The sequence below is a fragment of the Lentzea sp. NEAU-D7 genome, from assembly GCF_026242055.1.
In the GTDB taxonomy this organism is placed as follows: Bacteria; Actinomycetota; Actinomycetes; order Mycobacteriales; family Pseudonocardiaceae; genus Lentzea.
Genome location: NZ_JAPJDL010000003.1, coordinates 45035 through 69181, shown reverse-complemented (window position 1 = coordinate 69181; position 24147 = coordinate 45035). Strand labels below are relative to the sequence as shown.

Here is a 24147-nt window from a genome sequence, read left to right as displayed (position 1 = left end):
TGCGATTGGCCTGGTAATCCATAGCCAATTCGGGATAATTGGCTTCATGCTCCCACCAGGTGGACGTATATCCGGTGCCCGGCTCGCCCGGCTGCTGGGGGAATGGCGGCGCGGCGGGGCCCGGCAGGGCTCCGCCGACCTCGCCTCGGCACTGAAACTGCTGGTCGCGGACGGCCGTCTGCCCGTCGGGACGCGGCTACCGTCCGAACGCGAGCTCACCGGCGCGCTGCCGGTGAGCCGCACCACCATCACCGCCGCGCTGGACCAGCTGCGCATCGAGGGGGTCGTTGAGTCGCGGCGCGGAGCGGGGTCGTGGATCAACGGTCCCGTCGGCGCCGGCGGCGGCATCACGGGCGGCGACGACACGTTGATCGACCTGACCCGCTGTGCGCCGCCGGCGCACCCCGGACTGCGCCAGGCCATGACCGCGGCGATGGCCCAGATGCCCGAGCACCTGGGGTCCCACGGCTACCACGAGCGCGGTCTGCCGGTGCTGCGTCAGGTGATCGCCGACCGCTACACCGCGAGAGGGCTGCCGACCTCCGCGGACCAGATCGTGGTCACGTCGGGTGCCCAGCATGCGTGGGCGTTGACGCTGCGGCTGTTCGCCGGGCCCGGCGACCGGGTTCTCGTCGAGCAGCCGACGTATCCCAACGCGCTGGAGGCGGTGCGGGCGGCGTCGGCGATCCCGGTGCCGGTGCCGATGACGGACGACGGCTGGGACGTCGACGCGTACGAGGCGGCGCTGAGGCAGGTCGGGCCCCGGCTGGCCTACCTCATCCCCGACTTCCAGAACCCGACCGGCTCGCTGCTCCCCTCCGCCGGCCGGGAAGCTCTCGTCGCCGTGCTGCGGAAGGCCCACACGCCGCTCGTCGTCGACGAGACGCTGGTCGAGCTGTCGCTGACCGACGAACCGATGCCGTTGCCGATGGCGGCGTTCGGTGGAGACCTGGTGGTGACGCTGGGATCGGCGAGCAAGTCGCACTGGGGCGGGCTGCGCGTCGGGTGGATCCGGGCTCCGGTGGAGATCGTGCACCGCCTGACGTCCACGCGGGCGGCGATCGACCTGGGGACGCCGGTGTTCGAGCAGCTGGTGCTGGCCGACCTGCTCAAGGACCCGGAACCCGTGCTGCGGCAACGGCGCCTGGAGTTCGCCGCGCAACGGGACGTCGCTGTGCAGGCGCTGCGCGAGCACTGTCCACAGTGGAGCTTTCAGGTGCCGGCCGGGGGTCTTGGGCTGTGGTGCACGCTCGACGCGCCGGTCAGCACCAGGATCGCGGTGATGGCGCAGAACCACGGCCTGCGGCTCGTTCCCGGTCCCCGGTGGGCCGTGCACGGAGGGTGCGAGCAGATGCTCCGAGTGCCGTACACGCAGTCGCCCGAAGTGCTCCGGGAAGCGATCGGCCGTTTGGGTGTGATAGCTGCATCCGTTGCAGGAACGGGATTTCCGGCGGATGCCGAGCTGTCGACACCGGGCGCGTGAGCCCCGCCGGCCCGGTCTCCCGCAGCGGGGGAGACCGGGCCGACGAACTTGCCAACGAGAGGCCTGCGGCGGGGGACGTCCCAGGGATTGACGTCCCCCGTCCGCAGGTTTCCCGTGTGGTCCGAGACTGCGGGGGCAGCGCGGCACTCGGACCAGACCCGACCTGCCAGGGCGCGGTTGGCAGGTCAGGAAGACTGGGGGTTCCTTGCGTACAACGGGAAATGACAGGAGGAGTTACTGGCGCGACGGAACGAGAGGGTTACAAATCGCGCAGAGGGCAGACTTGTCCTGTCGGACTCAGTCGGGTGACGTGCTGGGCAGACCCGGATCGCTGCCGGGCGCAGTGCCGTCGCGACGCTCCTCGACCGACCACGTGGCGGGCGGGAAGAGCGAGTTGTGCGACGTCAGAACAGCGAGCACGCCGCGCGTGCCGCCGGAGTTGTCGGTGTGGCCGGACGACGCGGTGGCCGTCGTGACCACGGGGGCCTGCTGCGGTGCGGGCAGCGGCGCGTCCGGACCGGGAACGGACCAGTTGTAGTCGTTCGCCGGTGCGGGTTCGGTCTTCACGGGAGCGGGCACCGGAAGATCGGGCAGGAGCTGCACGGCCTTCTTGGCCACCAGGACGGGCGCGGGTGGCGGAGGAGGAGGCGGCGGCGGGGGGAGCTGGGCCGCGAGCCTCGCGGCGATCTTGGCGGCGCGGACCTGGGCCTTGGCCGCGATGACCTCGGGCGGTGCCTCGTTCGAGATGGTGCCCGAGCGCGAGTTGCTGTGCGAACCGCCGGTGAAGTCGAGGATCGGGCCCTCGTCGGGCTCTTCCTGGGGCTCTTCCGGCTTGGTCGGCACCGGCGGCGGGACGAGCTTCTCCGGCTGGTGCTTCTCCGTCAGCGACGCGGTGAAGGCCTTCGCCCACCCGGCGGGGTCGTCGAGGAGCTGTGGAGCTTCGGCGGCGGCCTCGGTGGCGACTTCGGTGGTGACCTCGACGGCCGGGGGTTCCTCGGGGCTGGCGGACGCGGTCGTCCCGCTCAGCAGCCAGGCGCCGGCGGTGAGCCCGCCGAGGGCAGCAGTCCGCAGCAGCAGTGCACGCACTCCACCACCAGCCACAGGATCACCACCCGTCCACCGTTTCGGGTCACCCTCAACGCACAGCGCGCCATCGGAGGTCGACGTAGAGCTATGTCTAGCACCGGTGAGTGACTTTGCGAACCCACTCCGCGCTAAACACCCGGAAGGGCGGTCTTGTGCGGCTGTCCGTGTCGCCCTGATCAGGCATGAACACCCTCAGTGTCGTCATCGGATCGAGTGACGTTGCGCGTCGGTCCCCTGTGGACCGTGTCGCGGCGGGGGATGGTGTCCGTTGTGGACGCGCCCAAGCAGGTCAACAGCCTCTCTGAGCTGGTCGATCACGCCTCCGCCGCGCTCGGTCCGGTGGTCGTGCACGATCCGGCAGGTCCAAACGAGTGCTTGGTCCGTTCGGGGGAACTGGTCGTCCTGCCCGCGGACGCACCCACTGTGCGCAAGCGCTTGCGAGGGGTCTATTCGCACGAGGAGATCGCTTCGGGCGCCATCCGCATGCACCTGAAAGCGTCCGAACGAGCACGCGTCGTCGAGGTGGCCGCCGACGTGGGTGCCACTCCGAACCACGTCCACTTCGCCTGCCCGATCATGATCGGCACCTCCCGGCCGGTGATCGGCGAGCGCGTCCCGGAGCTGTTGGGCGAGGGCACGGTCGCGTTGCTCGACACCCCTCTCGACGCCCCGCACGGCGCGTTGGTCGCCGGTGTCCTCCGCCACCACGGCGCCCTGGTGCGCCCGTTCCCCGTCCTGGGCGCCTCGGGCTTCGGCGACGACCTCACCCTCGCCGCCGCGTTGCGCGCCACCCGCGACCTGCCGGTGGTGCTGGTCGCGTCCGGCACCTACTCGTTCGACGACCTCTGCCCGCCCGTCCTGGCCGGCTGCGGCCGAACCGTGGTGGCCGCGGCGGGCAACGGCGGTTCCGAACGCCCGTGGTGGCCCGCCGCCCTGCCCGCGGTGACGGCGGTGGGCGCCTCGGCCGCCTTCTCCGGCCGCGGGCCCTGGGTGGACGTGGTCGCGTCCGGGGTCGACGTGCTGGCGACGGTCGGAACCTCTCAGCTGCTCTGCACCGGCACGTCGTTCGCCGCCGCGCTGCACGCCGCCACCCTCGTGCCGGTGCCGTAGCAGCTGAAGCCCAGGTGGGCGACGGCCCGCGCCGCCTCCACCGGGTGGTCGACGAGGCGGTGGACCTCGGCCATGGCCGCGCCGACCCGCGCGTCCGGCACCGGCAGCACGCTCGCGATCACCGCCCTGGTTCCGGCGTCGAGGAACGCGCGGGCGAGGCCCGACTCGCAGGCCGACAGGACGACGGTCTCGGGCGGGTGCGCGATCCTCGCGATGTCGTAGCCGTAGAGCGGGCCGTCGCGCAGTTCGAGGTGGGAGAACAGCGGGTTGTCCGGGTGGACGTGCCCGTGCGCCGCGATGTGCACGATCCCGGCGCCGTCGAGCCGCGCCAGGACTGATTCCACTGTGGACTCCGCGATCGTGCCGCCGTGTTCCCGCTGCAGCGCGGGCACTTCGTCGTGGAACAGCCCCGGTCCGGTGACCCAGAGCCGGTGACCACCGCGACCGGAAGGCCTCCACCTGCTCAACGACGGGACGACGTGGACTCGGCGACCCAGCGCCGCCCACGGCATGTCGTTGAGCACCCCGTCGGGGATCACGACGACCTCCTCCGCATCCGGCAGCAGGTCGGTCGTGACGGCGCGCCCGGCCCGCAGCGCGAGCTTCGCGCTGCGGACGAGTTCGGAGGGATCGGGAACCACGCGCATCCGTGCACGTCCGTCGACGAGGGTGACGGCCTTCATCTGTCCCTCGTGGACGATGAAGCTGACCAGCGGCAGGCCCGGCGGTGCGGTGTTCGCGTCCACGCTCCTCCTGGACGCGAGGGTCAGCCTTCGCACGTTGCGCTCCCACGCCTCCAGCGGCAGGCCGAACGCCTTCGCCCGGCGCAGGTCGGTGAGCGCTCGCGCGAGTTCGGGGTCGTTGTGAGGCAGCGGAACCGAGGTCCGGTGCCGTTCTGACCAGTGCAGCACCTCACGAGCCGTCCTGGCGAGCCCGAGCGCGTGGCCGGTCAGTTCCCGTCGCGGCCAGTCGCCGTGGTGCTCGTCGAGCACCTTCAGGCCCGCCCGGCACGCGGCCAGCGCACCCCGCCGATCAGACCGCCTGGCCTGCGCGAGCCACCCGAGCGCCCGCGTCTGAGCGGGTCCGCGGAACCGGTGCGCCGCGACGGCGTCCAGCTTCCCGGCGGCCAGCATGAACTCGACGTCCGTGCCGCCGTGCCGGATGGCCGGGGCCGGATCCCCGTCGCGCAACGCACAACGCGCGCTCAGCACCGCCAGCTCGGGCACGTGCCGATCGCACCGCCGCAGCAACTCCACCGCGGGCGCCAGCACCCGTCGCGCGTCCGCCGTCAGCCCGGCCGCGAGCAACGCCTCTGCCCGGTCGACCAGTGCCTCCGGCCGGCTCGCCGAGTCCAGACCGGCCTTCGCGGCCTCCTCGTACCTGCGCAGGGCCAGCGGCAGATCGCCGGCGAGCATCGCGACGAACCCCCGGTTGTGCAGGCACATCGCCGCTCTTCCCGGCTCGCCCATCGCCCGCAGCAGCGTCTCCGCGGCCCTGAAGTCGGCCTCGGCGGAAGTCAGCCTGGTCGCGTTGCACCGCGCGATCCCCCGTCCGATCAGCGCGTTGGCCAGCCACCTCTCGTCGCCGTACCTGCGCAGCTCCCGGATGACCGCGGTGAGCTCGGCGATCGCCAGCCTGGGCTCGGCCTCCTGGCAGAGGTGCAGTCCGCGCAGGCACCTGGCCCTGGCGAGCTCCCCGCCGCGCAGCAGGGGTGTCGCGAGGCCGAGGTGCTCGAGGCGCCGCGGCCGGCCGCCCCCGCCCACCCCGCCCCCCGCGCGGGTGCGGGGGCCCCGCCCCCCCCGGGGGCGGCGCAGCCCGCGCCGGGCGAACCGGGCGGCGACGTCGAGGTGGCCGAGCTCGGCGTGGGCGACGCTGAGGTCGTGCAGGGCGTCGGCGCGCTGCGCCCTGGTGCCGCGGACCTCGGTCGTCGCGATGGTGGCCCGGGGGTCGGCGCTGGCGCTCATGCGACGAACCAGCCGGTCGTGAGACCCAGGCCGGGCACGGTCACGCACACCGGGCCCGGTCTGACGGTCGCGCGGAACCAGCCCTCGGGATCCGGCCGCAGCGCCTGGACGGACGACGGTGCGTGGATCTCGACGGCGAGGCCGCTGTCGTCCAGCACACCGGTCAGGTGGCCGGGGTCGAGCTGCAGGTGCAGGCGTCCGGCGCCGAGGTGGAACACGAGCTGGCGGGACGGCCCGCGGACCGGTTCGTCCACAGGGGCCATCGGTGCGAGGCCCGTCGGGCGCGGTGCGAGGGCGGGCGGCGGGGTGTCCGAGCCGAACAGGCCGGCGATCTCGTCGAGCAGCGGGTCCCTCATCGCGAACCTCCGGGGTGGAGCAGGCTGTGGACAACTGGCCGAGGCGGGGCGTCGGCCGCAGCCGGGGCAGCGAGCCGGGGCGGGGCGCCGGTGCGATCGAAGAGGCCGGCCAGCAGGGTCAGGAGGTCGTCGCTCATCGCAGGTCCACCAGCTTCCGCCGCAGCTCAGCGAGGCAACGGCTGCGCGTGGAACCAACGCTCCCCAGGTTCATCCCCAGGGCGTCCGCAACCTGTGCATAACTCAGTTCAGGGCTGTGGGCAGCGATCCTCAGCAGCCGCTGGCAGCGCTCGTTCAAGGTCATCAGCGCCGACCACAGCCGGCGCTGCCGATCGGTGGTGACGACGACCTCGTCCGGGGTCGGCAGGACCGAGACCGGCTCCCACAGGTCGTAGGAGACCTCGCGCCCCCGCGTGCGCAGGACCGCTATCGACTGGCGGGTGGCGGTACGGACCAGCCAGGTCGCGAGGTGCTCGGGTTCTCGCAGTCGGGTGAGGTGTTCTGCCAGGCAGAGCCACGTGCACTGGTAGACGTCGGCGGCATCGGTCCGGCTCAGGCGGAACGATCTGGGCACCGACCAGACCAGCCGGGAGTAGCGCTCGACGAGGGCGTCCCAGCCGGAGAGACCGGAACGCCACGCGGTGAGAACCTCAGTGTTCGAGTCCATGCCATTTGGAGTCGAACTCCGGCGCCACGGCTCCGCAGCTCACCCGAAAGTGGGTTGTCCACAGCTGTGGAGAAACTCATCAACACCTGTGGACAACTACAGCTTGTGGAGGCGCTCCACGGCTTCGTCGATCACGGCGTCCTGCTTGCAGAACGCGAACCGGATCAGGTGCTTCCACTGGTCGGGCCGGTCCGTGAACACCTGCACCGGCACGGCCGCGACGCCGATCCGGGCGGGCAGGTCGCGGCACAGGGCCAGACCGTCCGTGTAGCCCAGCGGCCGGACGTCCGCGCAGATGAAGTACGTGCCCTCGGACGACCGCACCTCGAAACCGGCCGCGCGCAGGCCCTCGGCCAGCCGTGCGCGCTTGGACGCCAGCGAGTCCCGCAGCCCGGTGACCCAGTCCAGCTCGGCCGTCAGGGCGTGGGCGACGGCGGGCTGGAACGGCGCACCGCCCACGAAGGTCATGAACTGCTTGGCCGCGCGGACCGCCGACACGAGTTCGGCGGGACCGCAGACCCAGCCGATCTTCCAGCCGGTGCAGTTGAACGTCTTGCCCGCGCCGGAGATCGACAACGTCCGCGTCGCCATGCCCGGCAGCGAGGCCAGCGGGATGTGGACGAGTCCGTCGAACACCAGGTGCTCGTAGACCTCGTCCGTGATCGCCAGCAGGTCGTGCTCCACGCACAGCGAGGCGATCGCTTGGAGCTCTTCCAAGCGGAAGACCGTGCCGGTCGGGTTGTGCGGCGTGTTGACCAGGATCGCCCGAGTCCGCGGCGTGACGGCCGCGCGCAGGGCGTCGACGTCCAGCGCCAACCGGCCGGACGCGTCCTCGCGCAGGCCGACGGTCACCCGCGTCGCGCCCGCCAGGGCAACGGAGGCGGCGTACGAGTCGTAGTACGGCTCGATCAGGATCACCTCGTCGCCGGCCTCGACCAGCGCCAGCAACGAGGCCGCGATCGCCTCGGTGGCACCGACGGTCACCAGGACCTCGGTGTCCGGGTCGTAGGAGAGGCCGTAGCGGGACCGGTGGGCGGCGACGGCGCGGCGCAGCACCGGCATGCCCGGACCGGGCGGGTACTGGTTCACCCCCGACGCGATCGCCGACTGGGCGGCCTGGAGCATCGACGCCGGGCCGTCGGTGTCGGGGAAGCCCTGACCGAGGTTGACGGCGTCGTGCTGCACGGCCAGCGCCGTCATCTCCGCGAAGATGGTCGACGTGAACGGCTGCAACCGGGGAACTAGCGCTGGTACCCGCACAACGCAGGATCTTCACGGACAATGTGCTTGTGGAGCAACTGACCGCCGCTGACCAGCAGAAGCGCACCGACCTGCGCAAGATGAAGCTCGTCGCGACGAGCTTCCTGATAGGCGCGACGATCATCTTCTTCGGCACGCACGCCTTCGAGGGCGCCTGGGTGGGCTACGTGCGGGCCGCCGCGGAGGCCGGCATGGTCGGCGCCCTCGCGGACTGGTTCGCCGTCACGGCCCTCTTCCGCAGGCCACTGGGGTTGCCGATCCCGCACACCGCGATCATCCCCGAACGCAAGAACATGTTCGGGCAGACGCTCGGCGACTTCGTGGGCGTCAACTTCCTGAGCCCCGAGATCGTCCAGGACAAGCTCCGCCGGGCGGGCATCGCGGAACGCGCCGGTGCGTGGATCAAGCAGCCCGCCAACGCCGAACGGATCACCAACGAGCTCTCGAACATCCTCAAGGGCGCCATCACGGTGCTCAAGGACGAAGAGGTCCAGGCGGTCGTGGAGCAGGCGATCGTGAAGCGGGTCACGGAGAAGCCGTGGGGTCCGCCGCTGGGCAAGCTGCTCCAGCAGGTACTGACCGACGGCGCGCACCACAAGCTCGTCGACCTCATGTGCGACCGCGCCTACGAGTGGGTGCGCGACAACTACGACAAGGTCAGCCTCATCGTCACGGACCGCGCGCCGACCTGGTCGCCCAAGTTCGTCGACGCCATGCTCGGCGACAAGGTCTACACCGAGCTCGTCAACTTCGCCTGGGCGGTCAAGACCGACGTCAACCACCCGATGCGCCTCGCCGTCGACCAGTTCCTGATCGAGTTCTCCGGCGACATGCAGACCGACGAGGCGACCATGCAGCGCGCCGAGCAGGTCAAGCAGCAGGTGATCGGCCACCCGGACGTCCAGAAGCTGATCAGCAGCGCCTGGGGCACGGCCAAGAAGATGCTGCTCGACGCCGCCGAGGACCCGTCCAGCGAGCTGCGCAAGCGCGTCACGCAGGGCCTGATCACGCTCGGCACCAACCTCACGGACGACCTGGAGCTGCGTGCCAAGGTCGACGGCTGGCTGGAGCAGGCCGCCGGGTACGTCGTCGGCAACTACCGCGCGGAGATCACCACGCTGATCACGGACACGGTCGAGCGCTGGGACGCGGAGGAGACCTCGCGCAAGATCGAACTGCAGGTCGGCAGGGACCTGCAGTTCATCCGGATCAACGGCACCGTGGTCGGCGCGCTCGCCGGCCTGGTGATCTACACCGTGGCCAACGTGCTGTTCTGAGGCGTGTTCTGGGCTCTTGTTCGTTTTCGGAACGTGCGGGCCTTCTCGCGGTTCCCGCACACCTGCATCGAGCACCAGGTGCGCGAACGGTTGCGCGAGCGGTCGAAGAACGCACGCTGGCAATCATCGGCCGGACAGATCTTGAAGCGTTCCCAGGAGCCCAGCACCGCGAGGCGGGCCGACGCGGCGAGCACCGCGCCGAGCGCGTCCGAGCTCGACAGCACCGGAACGCCGTCGGTGAGCTCGATGTGGACGACGCCCGCTGCCGTCTGAGGGCCTGACGACCCCTCGATGGACGACCGCAGCGCCGCACGAGCGGCGCGCGCCTGCGCGAGTTCGCTGCTCCGCCCGAGGCCGCGCTCGGTCACCCACGCGCGCCAGGAGGCTTCACTGTCCAGTACTTGTCGAGTGTTCAGGAAGTCGAGCAGCAGCTCGACGTCGTGATCCCAGCCGACAGTCAGACCAGTCACCCCTCCACTGTAGGCGCCACGGCGGTCACCCGTCAGGGCATCCGGGGAATACACCCGGTGTATACATCGTGTGTATAGTGCTGCTCATGTCGATCGGACACGCACTGTTGGGCCTGCTAGAAGGCGGTCCAAGGCACGGATACGACCTCAAGCGCGCCTACGACGAGCGTTTCGGGCACGACCGCCCGTTGCACTACGGACAGGTGTACTCGACCCTGTCGAGACTGCTGAAGAACGGCCTCGTGAGCGAGGCGGGCGTGGAGGCGGGCGACGGTCCGGAGCGCAAGCGGTACGCGATCACCGACGCCGGGGTCACCGATGTGGAGCGCTGGCTCGGCACGCCGGAGAAGCCCGAGCCGTACCTGCAGAACACCCTCTACGCGAAGGTCGTGCTCGCCCTGCTGTCCGGCCGCAGCGCGACCGAGGTGCTCGACGCGCAACGCTCCGCGCACCTCACCGCCATGCGCGAGCTCACCAGGCGCAAGACGGACGGCGACCTCGCCGACCAGCTCATCTGCGACTTCGCCCTGTTCCACCTCGAAGCGGACCTGCGGTGGCTCGAGCTGACCGCGGCCCGCCTGGACAAACTCGCCGAGGAGGTGGCCCGATGACGTCACTGCTCACCGCCGAGGGCCTCTGCAAGTCGTTCGGGAAGACGAACGCGCTGGACGGTGCCGGCATCTCGATCCGGGAGGGCGAGGTCGTCGCGATCATGGGCCCGTCCGGGTCCGGCAAGTCGACCCTGCTGCACTGCCTCGCGGGCATCCTGCCGCCGGACTCCGGCACGGTCACCTACCGCGGCCGCGACCTGACCGCGATGAACGACGGCGACCGCAGCGAGCTGCGGCGCACCGAGTTCGGGTTCGTCTTCCAGTTCGGCCAGCTCGTGCCGGAGCTCACCTGCCTGGAGAACGTCGCGCTGCCGCTGCGCCTGAGCGGCGTGAAGCGCAGGGACGCCGAGCGCGCGGCGAAGGAGTGGATGGCCCGGCTGGAGGTCGACGCGGTCGCGGACCAGCGGCCCGGCGAGACCTCCGGTGGTCAGGGGCAACGGGTCGCGGTGGCCCGTGCGCTGGTCACGTCGCCGAAGGTGGTCTTCGCCGACGAGCCGACCGGCGCGCTCGACTCGCTCAACGGCGAGCGGGTGATGCACCTGCTCACGACCGCGGCCAGGGAGACCGGCGCGGCCGTCGTGCTCGTCACGCACGAGCCGCGGGTCGCCGCGTACTCGGACCGCGAGGTCGTGGTGCGCGACGGCCGTTCACGGGACGTGGAGTTCGTCAGGTGAACCGCGTCCTCAGCGACCTCGCCCTGGGCGTCCGGCTGGCTGTCGGGGGCAGCCGGAAGTCCTGGGTGAGGCTCCTGCTCCAAGGCGCCGGCATCGGGATGTGCGTGGCGGTGCTGCTGCTCGCCGCGTCCATCCCGACCGCGTTCGGCAACCGCGACCAGCGGGGAGACGCCCGCAACCTCGTGGAGGAAGGCACCGGGGCGGCGCCGCTGCTGCTGGAGAACGGGTCGGTCGCCTACCGGAGCTACTTCGTCAGCGGCGCATACGTGCGCGCCGTGGTGGCGGACGCGCCCAAGCCGCCCGGCGTCGAGCGCCTGCCGGGAGACAACGAGATCATCGTGTCGCCGAGGCTCGCGGACCTGCTGGCGAGCCCCGAGGGCGAACTGCTGCGGCCGAGGTTCCCGCAGGAGGTCATCGGCACGTTCGCGCCGGAGGGCATGGACGGGCCGCAGGACCTCAGGTTCCTCGCGGGGGACTCGAAGATCCAGCCGAACGACGGCAACCAGGTCTACGCGTTCGGCCACGGGTACCCCGGCGGTGGGCTGCCGACGATCCTGCTGATGCTCAGCATCGTCGGCGCGGTCGTGCTGCTGTTCCCGGTGCTGGTGTTCGTGAGCGTCGCGACCAGGCTGGCCGCCGCTCAGCGCGATCGCCGGCTGGCGGCGTTGCGACTGGTCGGGGCGGGCGCGACACGGGTGCGGCTGATCGCGTCCGGTGAAGCCCTGGCCGGTGCGGTGGTGGGGCTCGTCGTCGGGTTCGGGCTGCTGTTCGCGCTCAGGCCGCTCGCCGACGACATCCCGTTGCCCGAGGTGGCGGTGTTCCCGAGCGACCTCACGCCGACGTTGCCGCTGACGCTCGTCGTGGTGGTCTCCGTGCCGGTCCTGGCCGTGCTGACCTCGGTGTTCGCCATGCGCCGCACGATCGTCGAGCCGCTCGGCGTGGTCCGCGAGCAGAAGCCGGTGCGGCGCAGGCTATGGTGGCGGATCGTGCCCGCGCTCGCCGGCGCGGCGCTGCTGGCGAGCCAGTTCGGCAAGTTCGGCGGGCAGGCGAAGCCGGAGGAGTGGCCGATCATCGCCGGTGTCGTCCTGCTGATGTTCGCCGTCCCGGCGTTGCTGCCGTGGCTGGTCGAACGGGCCGTTCACCGGCTGAGCGGCGTCACGCCCGCGTTGCAGCTGGCCGTGCGCCGGTTGCAGCTCGACGCGGGCACGGCGGCACGGGTCGTCGGCGGGGTGGCGGTCGTGCTCGCGGGCACCGTGACGCTGCAGGTGATCCTCGCGGGCGTCGAGAACGACGTGAAGGCCGAGGACGCGCGGGCGGTGAACAGGAACTCCCTCAGCGTCTCGGTGAACGAGACCACCCCGCTTCCGGACCTGCCGGACGTGCTGGCCAGGACACCGGGTGTGGTCGCAGTGCACAGCCTCCAGCGCGTTTGGGCAGCGACGCCCGACAACGACAACACCACCATCGCGGTCGGAACGTGCGCCGCGCTCAAGACGGTGGTGGACCTCGCGGACTGCACGGACGGCAAGGCCTACCTCGTGCCGACCGGCCACGGTTTCCGCGATCCCGAGGCCGGTGACGTTCTCCGGTTCGAGCAGACCGGCGACACCTGGACGGTGCCGCCGCTGGAGCGCAGGACCGGTACCCGCCTCGGGATCTTCGTCACCCCGGCCGCGGCCGGGAACCTCGACCTGACCCGCGCGCACGCCGAGATCCAGGCCGAGATGGACATGACGCGGCCGGACGTCGCGGAGCACGTGCGCAACGCCCTCGCGCCCTACTCGTGGCGGGTCTACACCGTCTTCTTCGGTCAGGACAACTCGTCCGAGGTCGAGCAGGTGTTCCTGGCGGTGCGCAGGGCGCTCTACGGGGCCGCGCTGCTCACGTTGCTGCTCGCGGGAGCGTCACTGCTGGTCGTGGGGCTGGAGCAGGTGCGGGAACGTCGCCGTCCGCTCGCGGTGATGGCGGCCAGCGGGGTGCCGCGCGGCACGCTGGCCCGGTCACTGGTGTGGCAGAACGCGATCCCGCTGGTGATCTCCACGGTGGTGTCGGTGGGCACCGGCGTCCTGCTCGGAGTGCTGGTCACGAGGTCGTTCGACGCCGAGGTCCACTACGACTGGGCGGGAATCGGCTTCGTCACCGGCATCTCGGTGGGGATGGTCGTGCTGGTCACTGCTCTGACGTTGCCTTCGCTGAGAAGGGCGACCGGAGCACTGGGCCTGCGGACCGAGTAGTCCTGGACGTCATCTCGTGCTCTGCCAGGCGGTCCTGCACCAGTCCGTGCCGGAACTGGTAGCAGGCTCCCGCCCGGCAGAGCACGCCGAGCTTGCGCGCGTCCTCCAGGAAGACCATCAGCTCCCAGGGCAGCTTTCCGCGCAGTGCCAGCCAGATCCGGGCGACGGTGAACCACCACCAGCGCAGGTGCAGCACGGCCAGTGCGAACCCGAGCATCAGCCCGGACGCGAGCCCCAGTCCGACCATGCCGGTCTGGGTCGGGCCGAAGACCAGTGCCGCCGCCGATCCGAACACCACGGCCAGCACGAGGGAACCGGTCCAGACGGCGATCCGGTCGCGGGCCATCGTCCACTGAGGACTGGAGGCCTGCGACAGCTCGGCGGCGCTCGACAGCGCGAACCGCAGCGCGATCGCGACGGCGAGCCCGAGCCCGACCACGAGTCCGGCGGAAAGTCCGTACAGGGCACCGAAGACGAGTCCGGCGGCGAGCCCGAGGACACCCGGAACGAGCAGCAGGCTGCGCCAGATCCCGAGGCGCGGCTTGGCTTTGCGTTCGTGCGACGCGGTCAGCGCGGCGGCGCCGACACCGATGCCCGCGACCAGACCGGTGATCGGGGCGAGCGACGGCGTGATCGAGTACGCCATCAGCCAGCCGACGCCGAACCCGCCGATCGCGCCCAGCACCAGCGCGCCGAGCACGGCGAGCCACGTGTTGCCGACCGACCGGCGCAGCTCCCACCAGGCCAGTTCGCGGATGCCGCGGTCGCGCATCTCGTGGGCGAGGAACTCGAGCCACTTGCGCGCCCTGTCCCGCGGCCAGACCTGCGAGGCCCTGGCGTGGTGCGCGAACGCCCTGTTGCCGAACGCCCGCGACACCAGTTCGTCGCAGAGGTGGTCGGAGATCGCCCGCGCGTCCGGGAAACGGCCGCGGTCGAGCAGTTCGGTCGGCTCCGCCTCGCTGTCCGCGTAGACCATGCTGGCCAGCCACATCGTGAGCGGCGTCGACAACGCGTCCGCGAGCCTGCCGTCCGGTTCCTCGCGCAGCTGGATGAACACCGGCTCCCAGCGCGCGGCGCCCCAGCTGTCGGCGCTCGCCCGCAGGTAGGCGGCGACCTCGTCCAGGTCGAGCGGGGCCAGTTCGACGACGTCCGCGCCGGGCAGCGGGCCCGCGAGGTGGACGGCTTGCGCGAACTCGTCCGTGCGGCAGGTCAGCACCAGCGGGCGCTTGGCGGGGAACGCCTTGGCGATCCGCGCGAGAGCGTCCGCGCGCTGGTGCGCGGGGACGTCGTCGAGACCGTCGAGCACGGGCAGGATCCGGTGCTGCTCGATCAGCAGGTCAGCGGCGTAACTGCCGTACAGCTCGGTGTTGCGCAGCGCCGGGTGGTCCTCGTACAGCCTGCGCGTGAGCCACGTGCGGATGTCCTCGACCGCCGGGTTCCAGGTCGACAGGGGCAGCAGCACCGGCACCCTGCCGCCGTCGTAGCGGTCCAGCAGCCCGCACGTCAGCAGCATCGCGACCGTCGACTTGCCGGTGCCGGCCTCGCCGATGACCACCATGCGCCGGTTGATCTGCCGTTCGAACGCGCCCACCACCGCGTCGCTGCGTCCGGGCGGCGCGTCCGGCTCGGCGCTCAGGTCCTGCTCAGGTGCGATCCAGTGCAGGTCGAGCAGGTCGGGGTCGGTGAGGCCGCGGGAACGGACCTCCTCGTTCCACTGCGCCTGCAGGCCGACGGCGAGCGCGCGGCACGCCGCGTCGAGGTGCTCGTCGGTGCTCAGCGCGGCGTTGTGCCGGCGGCGGACCCACGGATCGAGCAGCGCCAGCAAGCCCAGGAACGCCAGCGCGAGCACGATCAGCCACAGGTGCGCGTTGATGCCGTGGTCGGTCACGAACAGCCCGGCAGCGGTGAGGACCGCGGTCAGCACGCAACCGGTCAGCAACGCCTGCTGACGGAATCTGGACATGCGTCGCATCATGACGCACCGCATCCACCCGGGGTCGATTCAGTGACCCGTGTCGTGACGTTTGGTTGTTGATCACAGATGCCACCGCAGATCGCCCAGCGTGAGGTGCTGGCCGTCGGGCCCGATCGTGATCCCGAACTGGTCGCGCCGGGGTTTTCCCAGGTCGTGCCAGGCGACGAGCGCGTCCTCCGCGATGTCCCACAGCCGGCGCGGGCCGCCCTGGTCGACGCGGGAACCGTGGTGGTGCACCCAGGATCCGTCCGAATGGGCCAACCAGTTGGGCCCCGCGACGACGTCCCGCAGCGAGATGCCCGCGAAGAACTCGAACGGACTGGCCGGGTCGAGCACGGTGGTGAACGGCAGCGTGGTGGCGCGGCGGTCGAAGGCACCCGCTCCGGCTGGCGCCGGTGGCCGGGCGTGCGCGCGCAACGGCATGAAACGCCCGTCCTCGGTCAGCACGCGTCCCTCGCCGGTGCCGTCGCCGTGGGAGACGATGCGGACGAGACCCGCGCCGATCGGGCGGTGCAGCGTGGTGACCACCAGGCCGCCCGGTTTCGTCTGCTCCAGCCAGGGCAGCGGGATCGTCGCGACGGAGCAGGTGGCCAGCAGGCGGTCGTACGGTGCGCGGGCCGGGTGGCCGAGCGCGCCGTCGCCCGTCACGCAGGTGGGGAAGAAACCGTTGGCGTGCAGGCGTTCGCGTGCTCGCCGTGAGATGTTCGGGTCGACGTCGATCGTGGTCACGTTGCCCGAACCCACGGCGTGGCACAGCAGAGCCGCGTTGTACCCCGTGCCCGTGCCCACCTCGAGCACCGAGTGTCCGGTGTGGACGTCCAGCGCCTCCAGCATGATCACCATGATCGTGGGCATGCTGGACGAGCAGGTCGGTGTGCCGCCGGTCACCGTGTCGTCGCCGTCGAACTGGGTAACCCACACCCGGTCGGCGTAGACGAACTCCAGCCAGCGGGGGTCGCCGGCGGTGAGCTGCTCCCAGTCGCCGCTGTGCAGCTGGCGGTAGAAGCGCGGCAGGAACTCGTGCCGCGGGACGGTCTGAAAAGCCTTGTGCCACTTGGGATCGCGCAGCACGCCATCGCCGAGCAGGTGGTTCGCCAGCTCGGTGCGCAAGGCCCCGGCGTCGTCCATGTCGCCTCCCACGGTATCCCTGTGGCGGAGCACACGCAGCAGTTGCTAGCAGGGTGCTTGCAACTGCTAGCACTCAGCGCTAACGTGGTTGGTGGCACGAGGAACGGGAGCGGGAACAGTGGACAAGTCCATCGACAAAGCAGTCGCGGACCTCGGCCGCAACATCGGTGAGTACATCCGCGAGCAGCGCAACACCGCCAAGATCTCCTTGCGGGAGTTGGCGAAGCAGGCGGGTGTCTCCAACCCATACCTCAGCCAGATCGAGCGAGGTCTGCGCAAGCCCAGCGCGGAGATCCTCCAGCAGATCGCCAAGGGCCTGCGCATCTCGGCCGAAGTGCTCTACGTCGAGGCCGGGATCCTCCAGCAGCGCGAAGGCGGTGCGTTGGCGGACGCCATCGTCGCCGCGACCGATCTGACCGAGCGGCAGAAGCAGGTGCTGCTCGACGTCTACGAATCTTTCAGGCGGGAGAACACCGCCACCAACGAGGAGGACTGATCTCCATGCCGAAGCTCACCCAGGACGACGTTCGCAAGGCCGCCGAGCAGGGCGCCCACGCCGCACGCCAGGCGCTGCTCGCCGCGCTCGGTGCCGGTGACCTCGCCGCCAAGGCGGTCGTCGAGGCCCTCGCGAAGGCCAAGGAGCGTGCCGAAGAGGCCCGCACCCAGGCCAAGGACCTCCCGACCGAGCTGAACGACCTGCGCGACAAGCTGCAGCCGGCCGAGCTCAAGAAGCTCGTCGACGCGTACACCGCCTCCGCGGTGAACCTGTACACCTACCTCGCCGACCAGGGCGAGCAGACGCTGGAGCAGATCAAGGCCCAGCCGCAGGTCAAGCAGGCCGTGGAGCAGGTCGAGCACGCCGTCGAGGCCGCGCAGAAGCGCGCCGAGTCCGCTGCCGCCGACGCCCGCGTGCTCGCGGACGACGTCCTCGGCAAGGTGACCCGCCGGACCCGCTCGGTCGGCGAGAAGGTCGCCCACGAGGTCGAGGACGCCGCCGAGAAGCTGGCCGAGGAGATCGTCGAGGTCGGTGGCGAGGCCGCGCACGAGGTGCGCAGCACCGCCCGCAAGACCGCGAACCGCACGGCGCCGCGCAAGCCGGCGACGACGACCCGCACCACGAGCACGACCACCGCGGCGAAGAAGACCACGCCGAACACCACCAAGTGAGTCGGTGAAAAGTCACCGGGAGGGGAGCAGTCCGCGAGGGCTGCTCCCCTCCCGGCGTACGTGCACGTAGTCTGGTTGCGTGTTCGAAATCCCGATCTTCAGCATCTGGTACCTCGACACCGTCGTGTACTTCGTGTTCGACCTCGTGTTCAGCATCATGGGGCTGTTCGCGTTCTTCCACGCGCTGACCCAGCGCGTGGACGCCTACACGGCGGCCGAGCGCATGACCAAGCCCGCCTGGCTGGGCATCACCGGAGGCGGTACCGCGGCGTTGCTGCTGTTCGGCCCCGGTGGGGTCGGGTCGATCTTCTGGCTGGCCGGCCTCATCGCGGTGCTCGTGTACATGGTGGACGTGCGCCCGAAGCTGATCGAGGTGCAGCGCGGCCCGCGTTGGTGATCACCCGCTCGTACGGCTCCGGCTCGCCGGTGACGCTGGTCGCCCACGGGCTCGGCGCCACCCCCGGCGAGGCGCGGATCCCCGCCTCCGGGCTCCCCGGCACCCGCGTCGTGGTGACGCTGCCCTCGCACGGCGACGCCCCGGACGCGCCCGAGGGCTACTGGGACTACGGCCGGATCGCGGCCGATCTGAGCACCGTTCCCGCTGATCAGGCCGTCGGTGTCTCACTGGGGGCCGGTGCGCTGGTCCGGCTGATGTCGCTCGAACCCGATCGTTTCCGGCGCGTGGCCCTGCTGCTGCCCGCGGTGCTCGACCAGCCCCGGCAGCCGTTCACGCTGCAACAGCTCTCCGACCTGACCGCCGGACCGCCGACCTACGTGGCCGAGCGCCGGGCCGCGCTGACGCGGCTGGCGGCCGCCGCCGAGCAGCTGCCGGGCCAGGTGGCCGTTCCCGACGCCTCCGCGCTGGCCGCGGTGTCCGCTCCGGTGCTGGTCATCGGCGCCGTCGGCGACCCGCTGCACCCCGAGGACGTGGCGAAGGCGACCGTGGCCGCGTTCCCGGACGGGGAACTGTGGCTGGTCGACTCGCCCTCACCGATGATCACCCACCGGACCGAGATCCGGCACCGGTTGGCCTCCTTCCTCGCCGGGTAGCCGAAGTGCATGGCTGAACAGAAGAAGATCGCGTTCCTGGTGGCCGAAGAGGGCATCGAGCAGGTCGAGCTCACCGATCCGTGGGCGCACGTCGAGAAGGCCGGCGGAGTTCCGCGCCTGCTCGCGCCGAAGCTCGGAGAGGTGCGCGGCTTCAACCACCTCACGCCCGCCGACGCGTTCCCCGTCGACACGACCTTCGCCGACGCCGATGCGGACGACTACGACGGTGCCGTCATCCCGGGTGGTGTCGCGAACAGCGACTTCCTCCGCATGGAGAACGACGCCGTGGAACTGGTGAAGGCTCTCGTCGCCGCGGGCAAGCCGATCGCCTCGATCTGCCACGGTCCGTGGCTGCTGGTCGAGGCGGGTGTGGTGCGCGGCAAGATGCTGACCTCGTTCCCGAGCCTGCAGACCGACATCCGCAACGCGGGCGGTGACTGGGCCGACGAAGAGGTCCGGGTGTGCGACATGAACGGGTGGACGCTCGTGACGTCCCGCAACCCCGGCGACCTGCCGGCGTTCAACCGGGAGGCCCTGAAGGCGTTCGGGCTGACCGAGTAGCCGGGATCTGCAGCTCCCGGCGTGTCGATCAGAGGCGGGTCTCGGCGTAGTGCGCCATGGCGTCACGCAGCCACTCGGCCATGTTGTCGCCACCGACCTCGAAGTTGACCCGGAACTCGTCCGAGTCGACGTAGAGGTCGCCGAGGCCCTTGTAGGACTCCCTGTTGGGCGTCCAGCTCAGGCAGATCCAGCGGTAGTGGCGGTCGACCAGCTCCTGCGTCCGCGGAGCGTCGATCGCCGCACCCGCGGTGAACAGCGCGCCGAGCCCCTCGGCGATCTCCCGCCACTGGGCCATGAACTGGTCCGCGTCGGCACGCGTCCAGCCCTTCATCTTCTTGCGGCTCTCCGCGATGTGCTCCCGCGCACCCTCGCCGTAGCGCTCGACGAGCTCGGCCTCGTGCCGTTCCTGCTTCTTCGCGTCGAAGCCGTCGAACAGCTCTTCCATCTTCACTTCGTCCCCTCCTTCCAGTTCCGCGATCGTCCGCGCGACGGTGCTCGCGAGCCGGTCCAGCCGTTGCCGTTCGTCCCGCAGCCACCGGTGGTGGTTGCGCAGGACGGTCAGCTGGTCCGTGCCGTCGAGCATCTCCGCCACCACGTCGAGGCCCAGGCCCAGGTCGCGCAGCAGCAGGATCTGCTGAAGGCGGTGCACCTGTTCCTTCTCGTAGTAGCGGTAACCGTTGTCGCCGATCCAGGCCGGCGGCAGCAGCCCGATCGAGTCGTAGTGCCGCAGCGTCCTGGACGTCACCTTCGACATCCGGGCCACCTGGGCGATCGACCAGGCCATTCCGGTTCCCCCTTCGCGCTCTGGAATCGAAGGTAGAGGTTGACGCAGCGTCAAAGTCAACGCGACTTCTCACCGCGGAGGAGCCAGGCAGGTGGCTGGCAGGATGGTCGAGGTGTGGACCATCGCCGGCTCTCTTGAACCCGTACCCGTTCTCTCCCGCCTCGACCTGGTGCCCGAACCGGTCGCGGCCGCGCTGAAGACCCTGGACGGAGCTGACCGCGTCGCCGTCGCGGAGATCGATCCGACCCTCGCCGACACCGCCGAGTTCTGCGCGCACTACGGTTCGCCGCTCGCCGCCTCGGCCAACTGCGTGGTCGTCGCGGGCAAGCGTGGCGACCAGGTCCGTTTCGCGGCCTGCATGGTGCTCGCGACCATGCGCGCGGACGTGAACGGCGTCATCCGCAAGCGGCTCGACGCGCGCAAGGCGTCGTTCGCGCCGATGGACGAGGCCGTGGCGTTGACCGGCATGGAGTACGGCGGCATCACGCCCATCGGTGTGCCCGGGGACTGGCCGATCCTCATCTCGCCCGAGGTGGCCGCCGCCCCCGAGCTGGTCGTGGGCAGCGGCATTCGCGGCAGCAAGATCCTCATCCCCGGTGACGTGCTGATGAAGCTCACCGGGGCCGAGGTCCTGCCCGATTTGGCCCGCTAGCAGCCGGACGCGCACAGCCGGGTGGTCACCTGGTCCGGGTCGGGTCCGGACGCGGTGACCTGCCACAGCGTGACCAGGCTGTCGTTCGCGGCGGCCGCCGCGGTCGTGCCGTCACACCGGGCTAGGACTGGTACTTGAGCAGCAGCTCGATCGCCTCGTCCACGTCGTCCGTGACGAGGATCCACTGCTCGGCCTCCCGGCCCGCCGCGAGCTTCACCACGAGCGGCGCGGCCGGGATCTCGTCGGTCCAGAAGGCCTTGCCCAGGAAGATCATGGGCGCGGCCGGGCCGACGCTGCCGTAGTAGTTCTGCGTGAAGTCCTGGAAGACCTCCTGGACCGTGCCCGCCTTGCCCGGCGTGTAGACGATGCCGCCGGTCGCGACGGTCAGCAGGCCCTCCTCGCGCACCGAGTTCGCGAAGTACTTCGCGTGCAGCTCGCAGGCCGGGTTGGGCGGCTCGTGGCCGTAGAACCACGTCGGGATGCCGATCGTGCGCGGGGCGTCGAAGCTGCGGATCTCCGGGAACGCCGCGAGCCACCGGCCGATCGACTCGTCGTCACCACCGAACGTCGGGGCCTGCGCGATGGCGTCGAGGACGTCGGTGTTCACCTCGCCGAGCCGGACGCCCAGCGGCACGGCCTCCATCGCGCCCGGCCCGCCGCCGGTCAGCACGGTGAAGCCCGCGTTGCCCAGCGTCGCACCCAGTGCGACGGCGTCGCGGTAGCCGGCGGAGTCGCGGGCGAGCGCGTGGCCGCCCATGACCGCGACCGGCGAGCCCGTCAGCGTCTCGTCGAGGGCCTCGGTGATCGAGTGGTCGTGCAGGCGTTCGGCCAGCGCGTGCAACGGGTCGGGGTGGTGGCCCTGCTGCCTGCTGTGCCGGTAGATCTCCGCGTCCGGGGTGTCCGCGTACGACTTCGGGTTCGCCGGGTCGAAGCCCGCGAACAGCTCCGCGGGCGTGTACAGCTTCGACCGGTAGACGTCGTAGGGCAGGTCCGGGATGACCGGGAAGACCAGCGCTCCCGCGGCTTCCGCCCTGCGCTGCATCGTCTCGCTGAGGGTGCAGCCGAGCAGCAGGGCCCCGTCGAACGGCACCCGCACGTCCTCGCGAGTCAGGTCCAGTCCGATGATGACGGCTTTGCGCAGGTCAGGGGCTGCCCGCAGCTGGTCGAGGTCGGTGATTTCGATCCGCACGGGAAAAAGCCTATGCCTCGGGCGAACCGGCGTGCCGTGGAATCCGAATGAGTTGGTGGGAACTGAGGTCCGCTCGCCGTCCCGAGACGAGCGGCCGCGGGCCGCGCTGCCCAGGAAAGGTTCCCCGCAATGGCCACCGAACTGCTGACCGGATGTGCCGCAAGAGGCGCACGAGTCGTAGATCCCCACCGCGTCGAATACCTGGACTGCGGTGGGTACGGAGTTCCCCTGCTCGGCCACGCCCACCCCGCCGTCGTGCAGGCCGTCGTCGGCCAGGTGCGCCGGCCGTCGCTGCTGGACCGCCTGATGCTCGACCTGGTCACCCCCAACGGGCTCGACCACGTCCACACCTTCGCCTCGGCCTCCGAGGCCGCCCAGTTCGCCGTGGCCCTCGCACAGGCGAACGGCCGCCCACGAGTGCTGACCACCGGCGACGTCCCGTACGGCGGCGTCGACTCGTTGCGCGCCACCCTGGCCTCCGGGCCACCGGCGTGCGTGCTCGTCGAACCGGTCCGCGGCGCCACACCGCCCCCGACGGGCTACCTGAGCTCCGTGGCCGAGGTGTGCCGCGAGTCCGGCGCCCTGCTCGTCGTGGACGAGACGCGCTCCGGCCTCGGCCGCCTCGGCGTCTGGTGGGGACTCGACCTGGACGGCGTGACGCCGGACATCATGCTGGTCGGCGAGGGCCTGTCCGGCGGTGTGCTCCCGATCGCCGCCGTGGTCGCCTCGGCCGACGTCGAGGTGCCGTTGCGCCGAGGCTCCGAAGCCGTGTCACCGCTGGCCTCCGCCGCCGTCAACGCCTGCCTGCGCGCCACGGCGTCCGAGGGCCTGGTGGAACGCGCCAAGCTGCTCGGCGACGAGCTGCTGTTCGGGCTGCGCGCCGTCGTCGCCGGCAAGGCGCACGCGACGGGGCGGGGTCTGCTGCTCGGCGTGGAGCTGCCGGACCAGCGGGCCGCCGACGTGTTCATCGGTGAGCTGCTGCGGTCGCGGGTGCTCGCGGACTTCCGGGGCCGGACTGTCTGCTTCACCCCGCCCGCCGTGATGTCGGCGGAGGACGCGGGGTGGCTGGTGGAGGCGGTGGGCAGGGCCGCGAACAAGATCTGACAACCGCTTCGCACGCACCGCGCACCCCTGCCATGATCACGGCCTGGGGGTGTGCGGTGCGTTTGCTCGTAGTGCTGACGTTGTTCCTGCTGACCGGGTGCGTGCCCGAGAGCAAGACCTCACGCGAGCTCGAAGGCCTGGGCGAGCAGATCGTCGACCACTGGAAGGCACGGCAGGAGGTCGCCGACGCCGACTACGAGTACTCCCAGGGCCTCGCGCCCGACGACTACCACCTGCGCCTCGAGGTCACGCTGAAGGCCGAGGCCGTCACCGACCAGGTCGTGGACGAGATCGTCGAGATCGGCGAGCGGGACTGCTGGCTCGGCCCGTGGGACACCTACAACCCGACCTACGCGGTCCGCCGCACCGACGGCGTGGAGATCCGTTCGGGCACCTTCCACCTGAGGCCCGACATGGAGCAGAAGTGGGGACCTCGCAAGCCCCAGGTGATCCCCACCAGCCGCTAGAAGATCACCGTCTGGTTGCCGTGCACCAGCACGCGGTCCTCCAGGTGCCACCGCAACCCCCGCGCCAGCACCACCTTCTCGATGTCACGCCCCTTGCGCACCATGTCCGCCACCGAGTCGCCGTGGTGCACGCGCATCACGTCCTGCTCGATGATCGGCCCGGCGTCCAGGTCGGCCGTCACGTAGTGGCACGTCGCGCCCACCAGCTTCACGCCGCGGCGGTGCGCCTGGTGGTACGGGCGGGCACCGATGAACGACGGCAGGAAGCTGTGGTGGATGTTGATCGTGCGGCCGCTCCACGCCGCGCAGAGCTCCGGCGGCAGGATCTGCATGAAGCGGGCCAGCACGACGGCGTGCGGGTCGTGCTTCTCGACCAGCTGGCGCAGCTGGGCGAACGCCGCCTGCTTGCCCTCGGGGTCGTTGACCGGGAACGGCACGTGGTGGAACGGAATGCCGTGCGCGCGCGTGATGTCACCGAGCTCCGGGTGGTTGCCGATGACGGCGGACACCTCGACGTCCAGCTCGCCGGTCGCGACGCGGGCCAGCAGGTCGTACAGGCAGTGGCCTTCCTTCGACACCAGGATGACCACGCGCTTGCGCTCGCCCGTGTCGGTGACCGTCCACGTCGACTGCGCGCCCAGCGAGGCCGCCACCTCGGCGAACCGGGTGCGCAGCTCGTCCACGCCGAACGGCAGGGAGTCCGCGCGGACTTCCTGCCGCGTGAAGAACCAGCCCGTCTCGGGGTCGGTGTGGTACGCGGCCTCGACGATCCAGCCGCCGTTCTCCGCGAGGAACGACGAGATCCTCGCGATGATGCCGGTGCGGTCCGGGCAGCCGAAGGTGATCACATAGCGACGCTCAGGCGATGACACGACGCTGAA

The 24147-nt window shown here is 70.9% G+C and carries 25 protein-coding genes; 14 read left to right on the top strand and 11 right to left on the bottom strand.

Annotated features, from left to right (window positions below; all coding sequences use genetic code 11):
* Positions 1-46: 46 nt before the first annotated feature.
* Positions 47-1483: a PLP-dependent aminotransferase family protein gene (locus ORI60_RS07125; RefSeq protein WP_266035589.1), complete on the top strand. Its 1437-nt coding sequence runs from the start codon at positions 47-49 to the stop codon at positions 1481-1483.
* A gap of 297 nt (positions 1484-1780) precedes the next feature.
* Here ORI60_RS07125 and ORI60_RS07120 read toward each other — a convergent pair whose 3' ends face one another.
* A complete protein-coding gene (locus ORI60_RS07120; RefSeq protein WP_266035587.1) occupies positions 1781-2569 on the bottom strand; it encodes a hypothetical protein in 789 nt (262 codons plus the stop codon).
* Between the two features lie 213 nt (positions 2570-2782).
* On the opposite strand from ORI60_RS07120, the gene ORI60_RS07115 reads away from it, so the two are divergent.
* Complete coding sequence (locus ORI60_RS07115; RefSeq protein ID WP_266035586.1) at positions 2783-3679, top strand: S8 family serine peptidase; 897 nt, start codon at positions 2783-2785, stop codon at positions 3677-3679.
* On the opposite strand, the gene ORI60_RS07110 is transcribed toward ORI60_RS07115, so the two are convergent.
* The 4 genes from ORI60_RS07110 to ORI60_RS07095 form a co-directional block, all read right to left on the bottom strand.
* The gene (locus tag ORI60_RS07110; RefSeq protein WP_266035584.1) at positions 3610-5643 is read right to left on the bottom strand and encodes a CHAT domain-containing protein; all 2034 of its coding nucleotides are present in this window, start codon (positions 5641-5643) and stop codon (positions 3610-3612) included. The two genes, ORI60_RS07115 and ORI60_RS07110, sit on opposite strands and share 70 nt — an antisense overlap.
* Positions 5640-5999 (bottom strand): hypothetical protein, encoded by a 360-nt coding sequence (locus tag ORI60_RS07105; protein WP_266035583.1) that lies wholly within the window; start codon positions 5997-5999, stop codon positions 5640-5642. Before ORI60_RS07105 ends, ORI60_RS07110 begins: the two co-directional genes overlap by 4 nt.
* 133 nt (positions 6000-6132) lie before the next feature.
* Positions 6133-6663, bottom strand: coding sequence for an RNA polymerase sigma factor (locus tag ORI60_RS07100; RefSeq protein ID WP_266035582.1), 531 nt, complete (start codon positions 6661-6663; stop codon positions 6133-6135).
* Positions 6664-6759: 96 nt separating this feature from the next.
* On the bottom strand, positions 6760-7923 hold the full coding sequence (locus ORI60_RS07095) for a pyridoxal phosphate-dependent aminotransferase (RefSeq protein WP_266035581.1): 1164 nt from the start codon (positions 7921-7923) through the stop codon (positions 6760-6762).
* A gap of 29 nt (positions 7924-7952) precedes the next feature.
* On the opposite strand from ORI60_RS07095, the gene ORI60_RS07090 reads away from it, so the two are divergent.
* Entirely contained in the window at positions 7953-9200 is a 1248-nt protein-coding gene (locus ORI60_RS07090; protein ID WP_416234369.1) for a DUF445 domain-containing protein, read from the top strand.
* Here the strand turns inward: ORI60_RS07090 and ORI60_RS07085 are convergent.
* Entirely contained in the window at positions 9173-9670 is a 498-nt protein-coding gene (locus ORI60_RS07085; RefSeq protein WP_266035580.1) for a CGNR zinc finger domain-containing protein, read from the bottom strand. The two genes, ORI60_RS07090 and ORI60_RS07085, sit on opposite strands and share 28 nt — an antisense overlap.
* An 86-nt stretch (positions 9671-9756) precedes the next feature.
* Here ORI60_RS07085 and ORI60_RS07080 point away from each other — a divergent pair, with 86 nt between their 5' ends.
* The 3 genes from ORI60_RS07080 to ORI60_RS07070 are packed head-to-tail and all read left to right on the top strand — an operon-like array spanning position 9757 to position 13189.
* Positions 9757-10281 (top strand): PadR family transcriptional regulator, encoded by a 525-nt coding sequence (locus ORI60_RS07080; RefSeq protein ID WP_266035578.1) that lies wholly within the window; start codon positions 9757-9759, stop codon positions 10279-10281.
* Positions 10278-10955: an ABC transporter ATP-binding protein gene (locus ORI60_RS07075; protein WP_266035576.1), complete on the top strand. Its 678-nt coding sequence runs from the start codon at positions 10278-10280 to the stop codon at positions 10953-10955. Before ORI60_RS07080 ends, ORI60_RS07075 begins: the two co-directional genes overlap by 4 nt.
* Positions 10952-13189 carry an ABC transporter permease gene (locus tag ORI60_RS07070; RefSeq protein WP_266035574.1) on the top strand — a complete coding sequence of 746 codons (2238 nt, stop codon included), beginning with the start codon at positions 10952-10954 and terminating at the stop codon, positions 13187-13189. Before ORI60_RS07075 ends, ORI60_RS07070 begins: the two co-directional genes overlap by 4 nt.
* Here ORI60_RS07070 and ORI60_RS07065 read toward each other — a convergent pair.
* Positions 13125-15152, bottom strand: a complete 2028-nt coding sequence (locus ORI60_RS07065) for an NACHT domain-containing protein (protein WP_266035572.1) — start codon at positions 15150-15152, stop codon at positions 13125-13127. The genes ORI60_RS07070 and ORI60_RS07065 overlap by 65 nt on opposite strands.
* A 72-nt stretch (positions 15153-15224) precedes the next feature.
* On the bottom strand, positions 15225-16292 hold the full coding sequence (locus ORI60_RS07060) for a methyltransferase domain-containing protein (RefSeq protein WP_266035570.1): 1068 nt from the start codon (positions 16290-16292) through the stop codon (positions 15225-15227).
* Positions 16293-16410: 118 nt separating this feature from the next.
* On the opposite strand from ORI60_RS07060, the gene ORI60_RS07055 reads away from it, so the two are divergent.
* From ORI60_RS07055 to ORI60_RS07035, 5 genes are all read left to right on the top strand, one after another.
* Positions 16411-16788 (top strand): helix-turn-helix domain-containing protein, encoded by a 378-nt coding sequence (locus ORI60_RS07055; protein WP_090066023.1) that lies wholly within the window; start codon positions 16411-16413, stop codon positions 16786-16788.
* Between the two features lie 5 nt (positions 16789-16793).
* Complete coding sequence (locus ORI60_RS07050) at positions 16794-17459, top strand: hypothetical protein (protein WP_323055885.1); 666 nt, start codon at positions 16794-16796, stop codon at positions 17457-17459.
* Positions 17460-17562: 103 nt separating this feature from the next.
* The gene (locus tag ORI60_RS07045) at positions 17563-17856 is read left to right on the top strand and encodes a DUF2516 family protein (protein ID WP_266036577.1); all 294 of its coding nucleotides are present in this window, start codon (positions 17563-17565) and stop codon (positions 17854-17856) included.
* Positions 17853-18509 (top strand): alpha/beta fold hydrolase, encoded by a 657-nt coding sequence (locus ORI60_RS07040; RefSeq protein WP_266036576.1) that lies wholly within the window; start codon positions 17853-17855, stop codon positions 18507-18509. Before ORI60_RS07045 ends, ORI60_RS07040 begins: the two co-directional genes overlap by 4 nt.
* A gap of 9 nt (positions 18510-18518) precedes the next feature.
* Positions 18519-19070 carry a type 1 glutamine amidotransferase domain-containing protein gene (locus ORI60_RS07035; protein WP_266035568.1) on the top strand — a complete coding sequence of 184 codons (552 nt, stop codon included), beginning with the start codon at positions 18519-18521 and terminating at the stop codon, positions 19068-19070.
* 28 nt (positions 19071-19098) lie between these two features.
* On the opposite strand, the gene ORI60_RS07030 is transcribed toward ORI60_RS07035, so the two are convergent.
* Complete coding sequence (locus tag ORI60_RS07030) at positions 19099-19854, bottom strand: MerR family transcriptional regulator (protein WP_266035566.1); 756 nt, start codon at positions 19852-19854, stop codon at positions 19099-19101.
* A 103-nt stretch (positions 19855-19957) separates the two neighbouring features.
* Between ORI60_RS07030 and ORI60_RS07025 the strand changes: the two genes are divergently transcribed.
* Complete coding sequence (locus ORI60_RS07025) at positions 19958-20506, top strand: YbaK/EbsC family protein (RefSeq protein ID WP_266036575.1); 549 nt, start codon at positions 19958-19960, stop codon at positions 20504-20506.
* A 121-nt stretch (positions 20507-20627) separates the two neighbouring features.
* On the opposite strand, the gene ORI60_RS07020 is transcribed toward ORI60_RS07025, so the two are convergent.
* A complete protein-coding gene (locus ORI60_RS07020; RefSeq protein WP_266035564.1) occupies positions 20628-21695 on the bottom strand; it encodes an LOG family protein in 1068 nt (355 codons plus the stop codon).
* A 129-nt stretch (positions 21696-21824) separates the two neighbouring features.
* Between ORI60_RS07020 and ORI60_RS07015 the strand changes: the two genes are divergently transcribed.
* Both ORI60_RS07015 and ORI60_RS07010 read left to right on the top strand, forming a co-directional pair.
* Positions 21825-22799, top strand: a complete 975-nt coding sequence (locus ORI60_RS07015) for an aminotransferase class III-fold pyridoxal phosphate-dependent enzyme (protein ID WP_266035562.1) — start codon at positions 21825-21827, stop codon at positions 22797-22799.
* Between the two features lie 56 nt (positions 22800-22855).
* The gene (locus ORI60_RS07010; protein WP_266035560.1) at positions 22856-23266 is read left to right on the top strand and encodes a hypothetical protein; all 411 of its coding nucleotides are present in this window, start codon (positions 22856-22858) and stop codon (positions 23264-23266) included.
* Here ORI60_RS07010 and purU read toward each other — a convergent pair.
* A complete protein-coding gene (purU, locus tag ORI60_RS07005) occupies positions 23263-24114 on the bottom strand; it encodes a formyltetrahydrofolate deformylase (RefSeq protein ID WP_323055884.1) in 852 nt (283 codons plus the stop codon). The genes ORI60_RS07010 and purU overlap by 4 nt on opposite strands.
* Positions 24115-24147 lie beyond the last annotated feature (33 nt).

Excerpts from the sequence above, each read along its gene's own strand:
- ORI60_RS07125 (WP_266035589.1), top strand. The coding sequence starts at position 47 with ATGCTCCCACCAGGTGGACGTATATCCGGTGCCCGGCTCGCCCGGCTG.
- ORI60_RS07110 (WP_266035584.1), bottom strand. The coding sequence starts at position 5,643 with ATGAGCGCCAGCGCCGACCCCCGGGCCACCATCGCGACGACCGAGGTC.
- ORI60_RS07105 (WP_266035583.1), bottom strand. The coding sequence starts at position 5,999 with ATGAGGGACCCGCTGCTCGACGAGATCGCCGGCCTGTTCGGCTCGGAC.
- ORI60_RS07100 (WP_266035582.1), bottom strand. The coding sequence starts at position 6,663 with ATGGACTCGAACACTGAGGTTCTCACCGCGTGGCGTTCCGGTCTCTCC.
- ORI60_RS07080 (WP_266035578.1), top strand. The coding sequence starts at position 9,757 with ATGTCGATCGGACACGCACTGTTGGGCCTGCTAGAAGGCGGTCCAAGG.
- ORI60_RS07075 (WP_266035576.1), top strand. The coding sequence starts at position 10,278 with ATGACGTCACTGCTCACCGCCGAGGGCCTCTGCAAGTCGTTCGGGAAG.
- ORI60_RS07065 (WP_266035572.1), bottom strand. The coding sequence starts at position 15,152 with ATGTCCAGATTCCGTCAGCAGGCGTTGCTGACCGGTTGCGTGCTGACC.
- ORI60_RS07060 (WP_266035570.1), bottom strand. The coding sequence starts at position 16,292 with ATGGACGACGCCGGGGCCTTGCGCACCGAGCTGGCGAACCACCTGCTC.
- ORI60_RS07050 (WP_323055885.1), top strand. The coding sequence starts at position 16,794 with ATGCCGAAGCTCACCCAGGACGACGTTCGCAAGGCCGCCGAGCAGGGC.
- ORI60_RS07035 (WP_266035568.1), top strand. The coding sequence starts at position 18,519 with ATGGCTGAACAGAAGAAGATCGCGTTCCTGGTGGCCGAAGAGGGCATC.
- ORI60_RS07030 (WP_266035566.1), bottom strand. The coding sequence starts at position 19,854 with ATGGCCTGGTCGATCGCCCAGGTGGCCCGGATGTCGAAGGTGACGTCC.
- ORI60_RS07025 (WP_266036575.1), top strand. The coding sequence starts at position 19,958 with ATGGTCGAGGTGTGGACCATCGCCGGCTCTCTTGAACCCGTACCCGTT.
- ORI60_RS07015 (WP_266035562.1), top strand. The coding sequence starts at position 21,825 with ATGGCCACCGAACTGCTGACCGGATGTGCCGCAAGAGGCGCACGAGTC.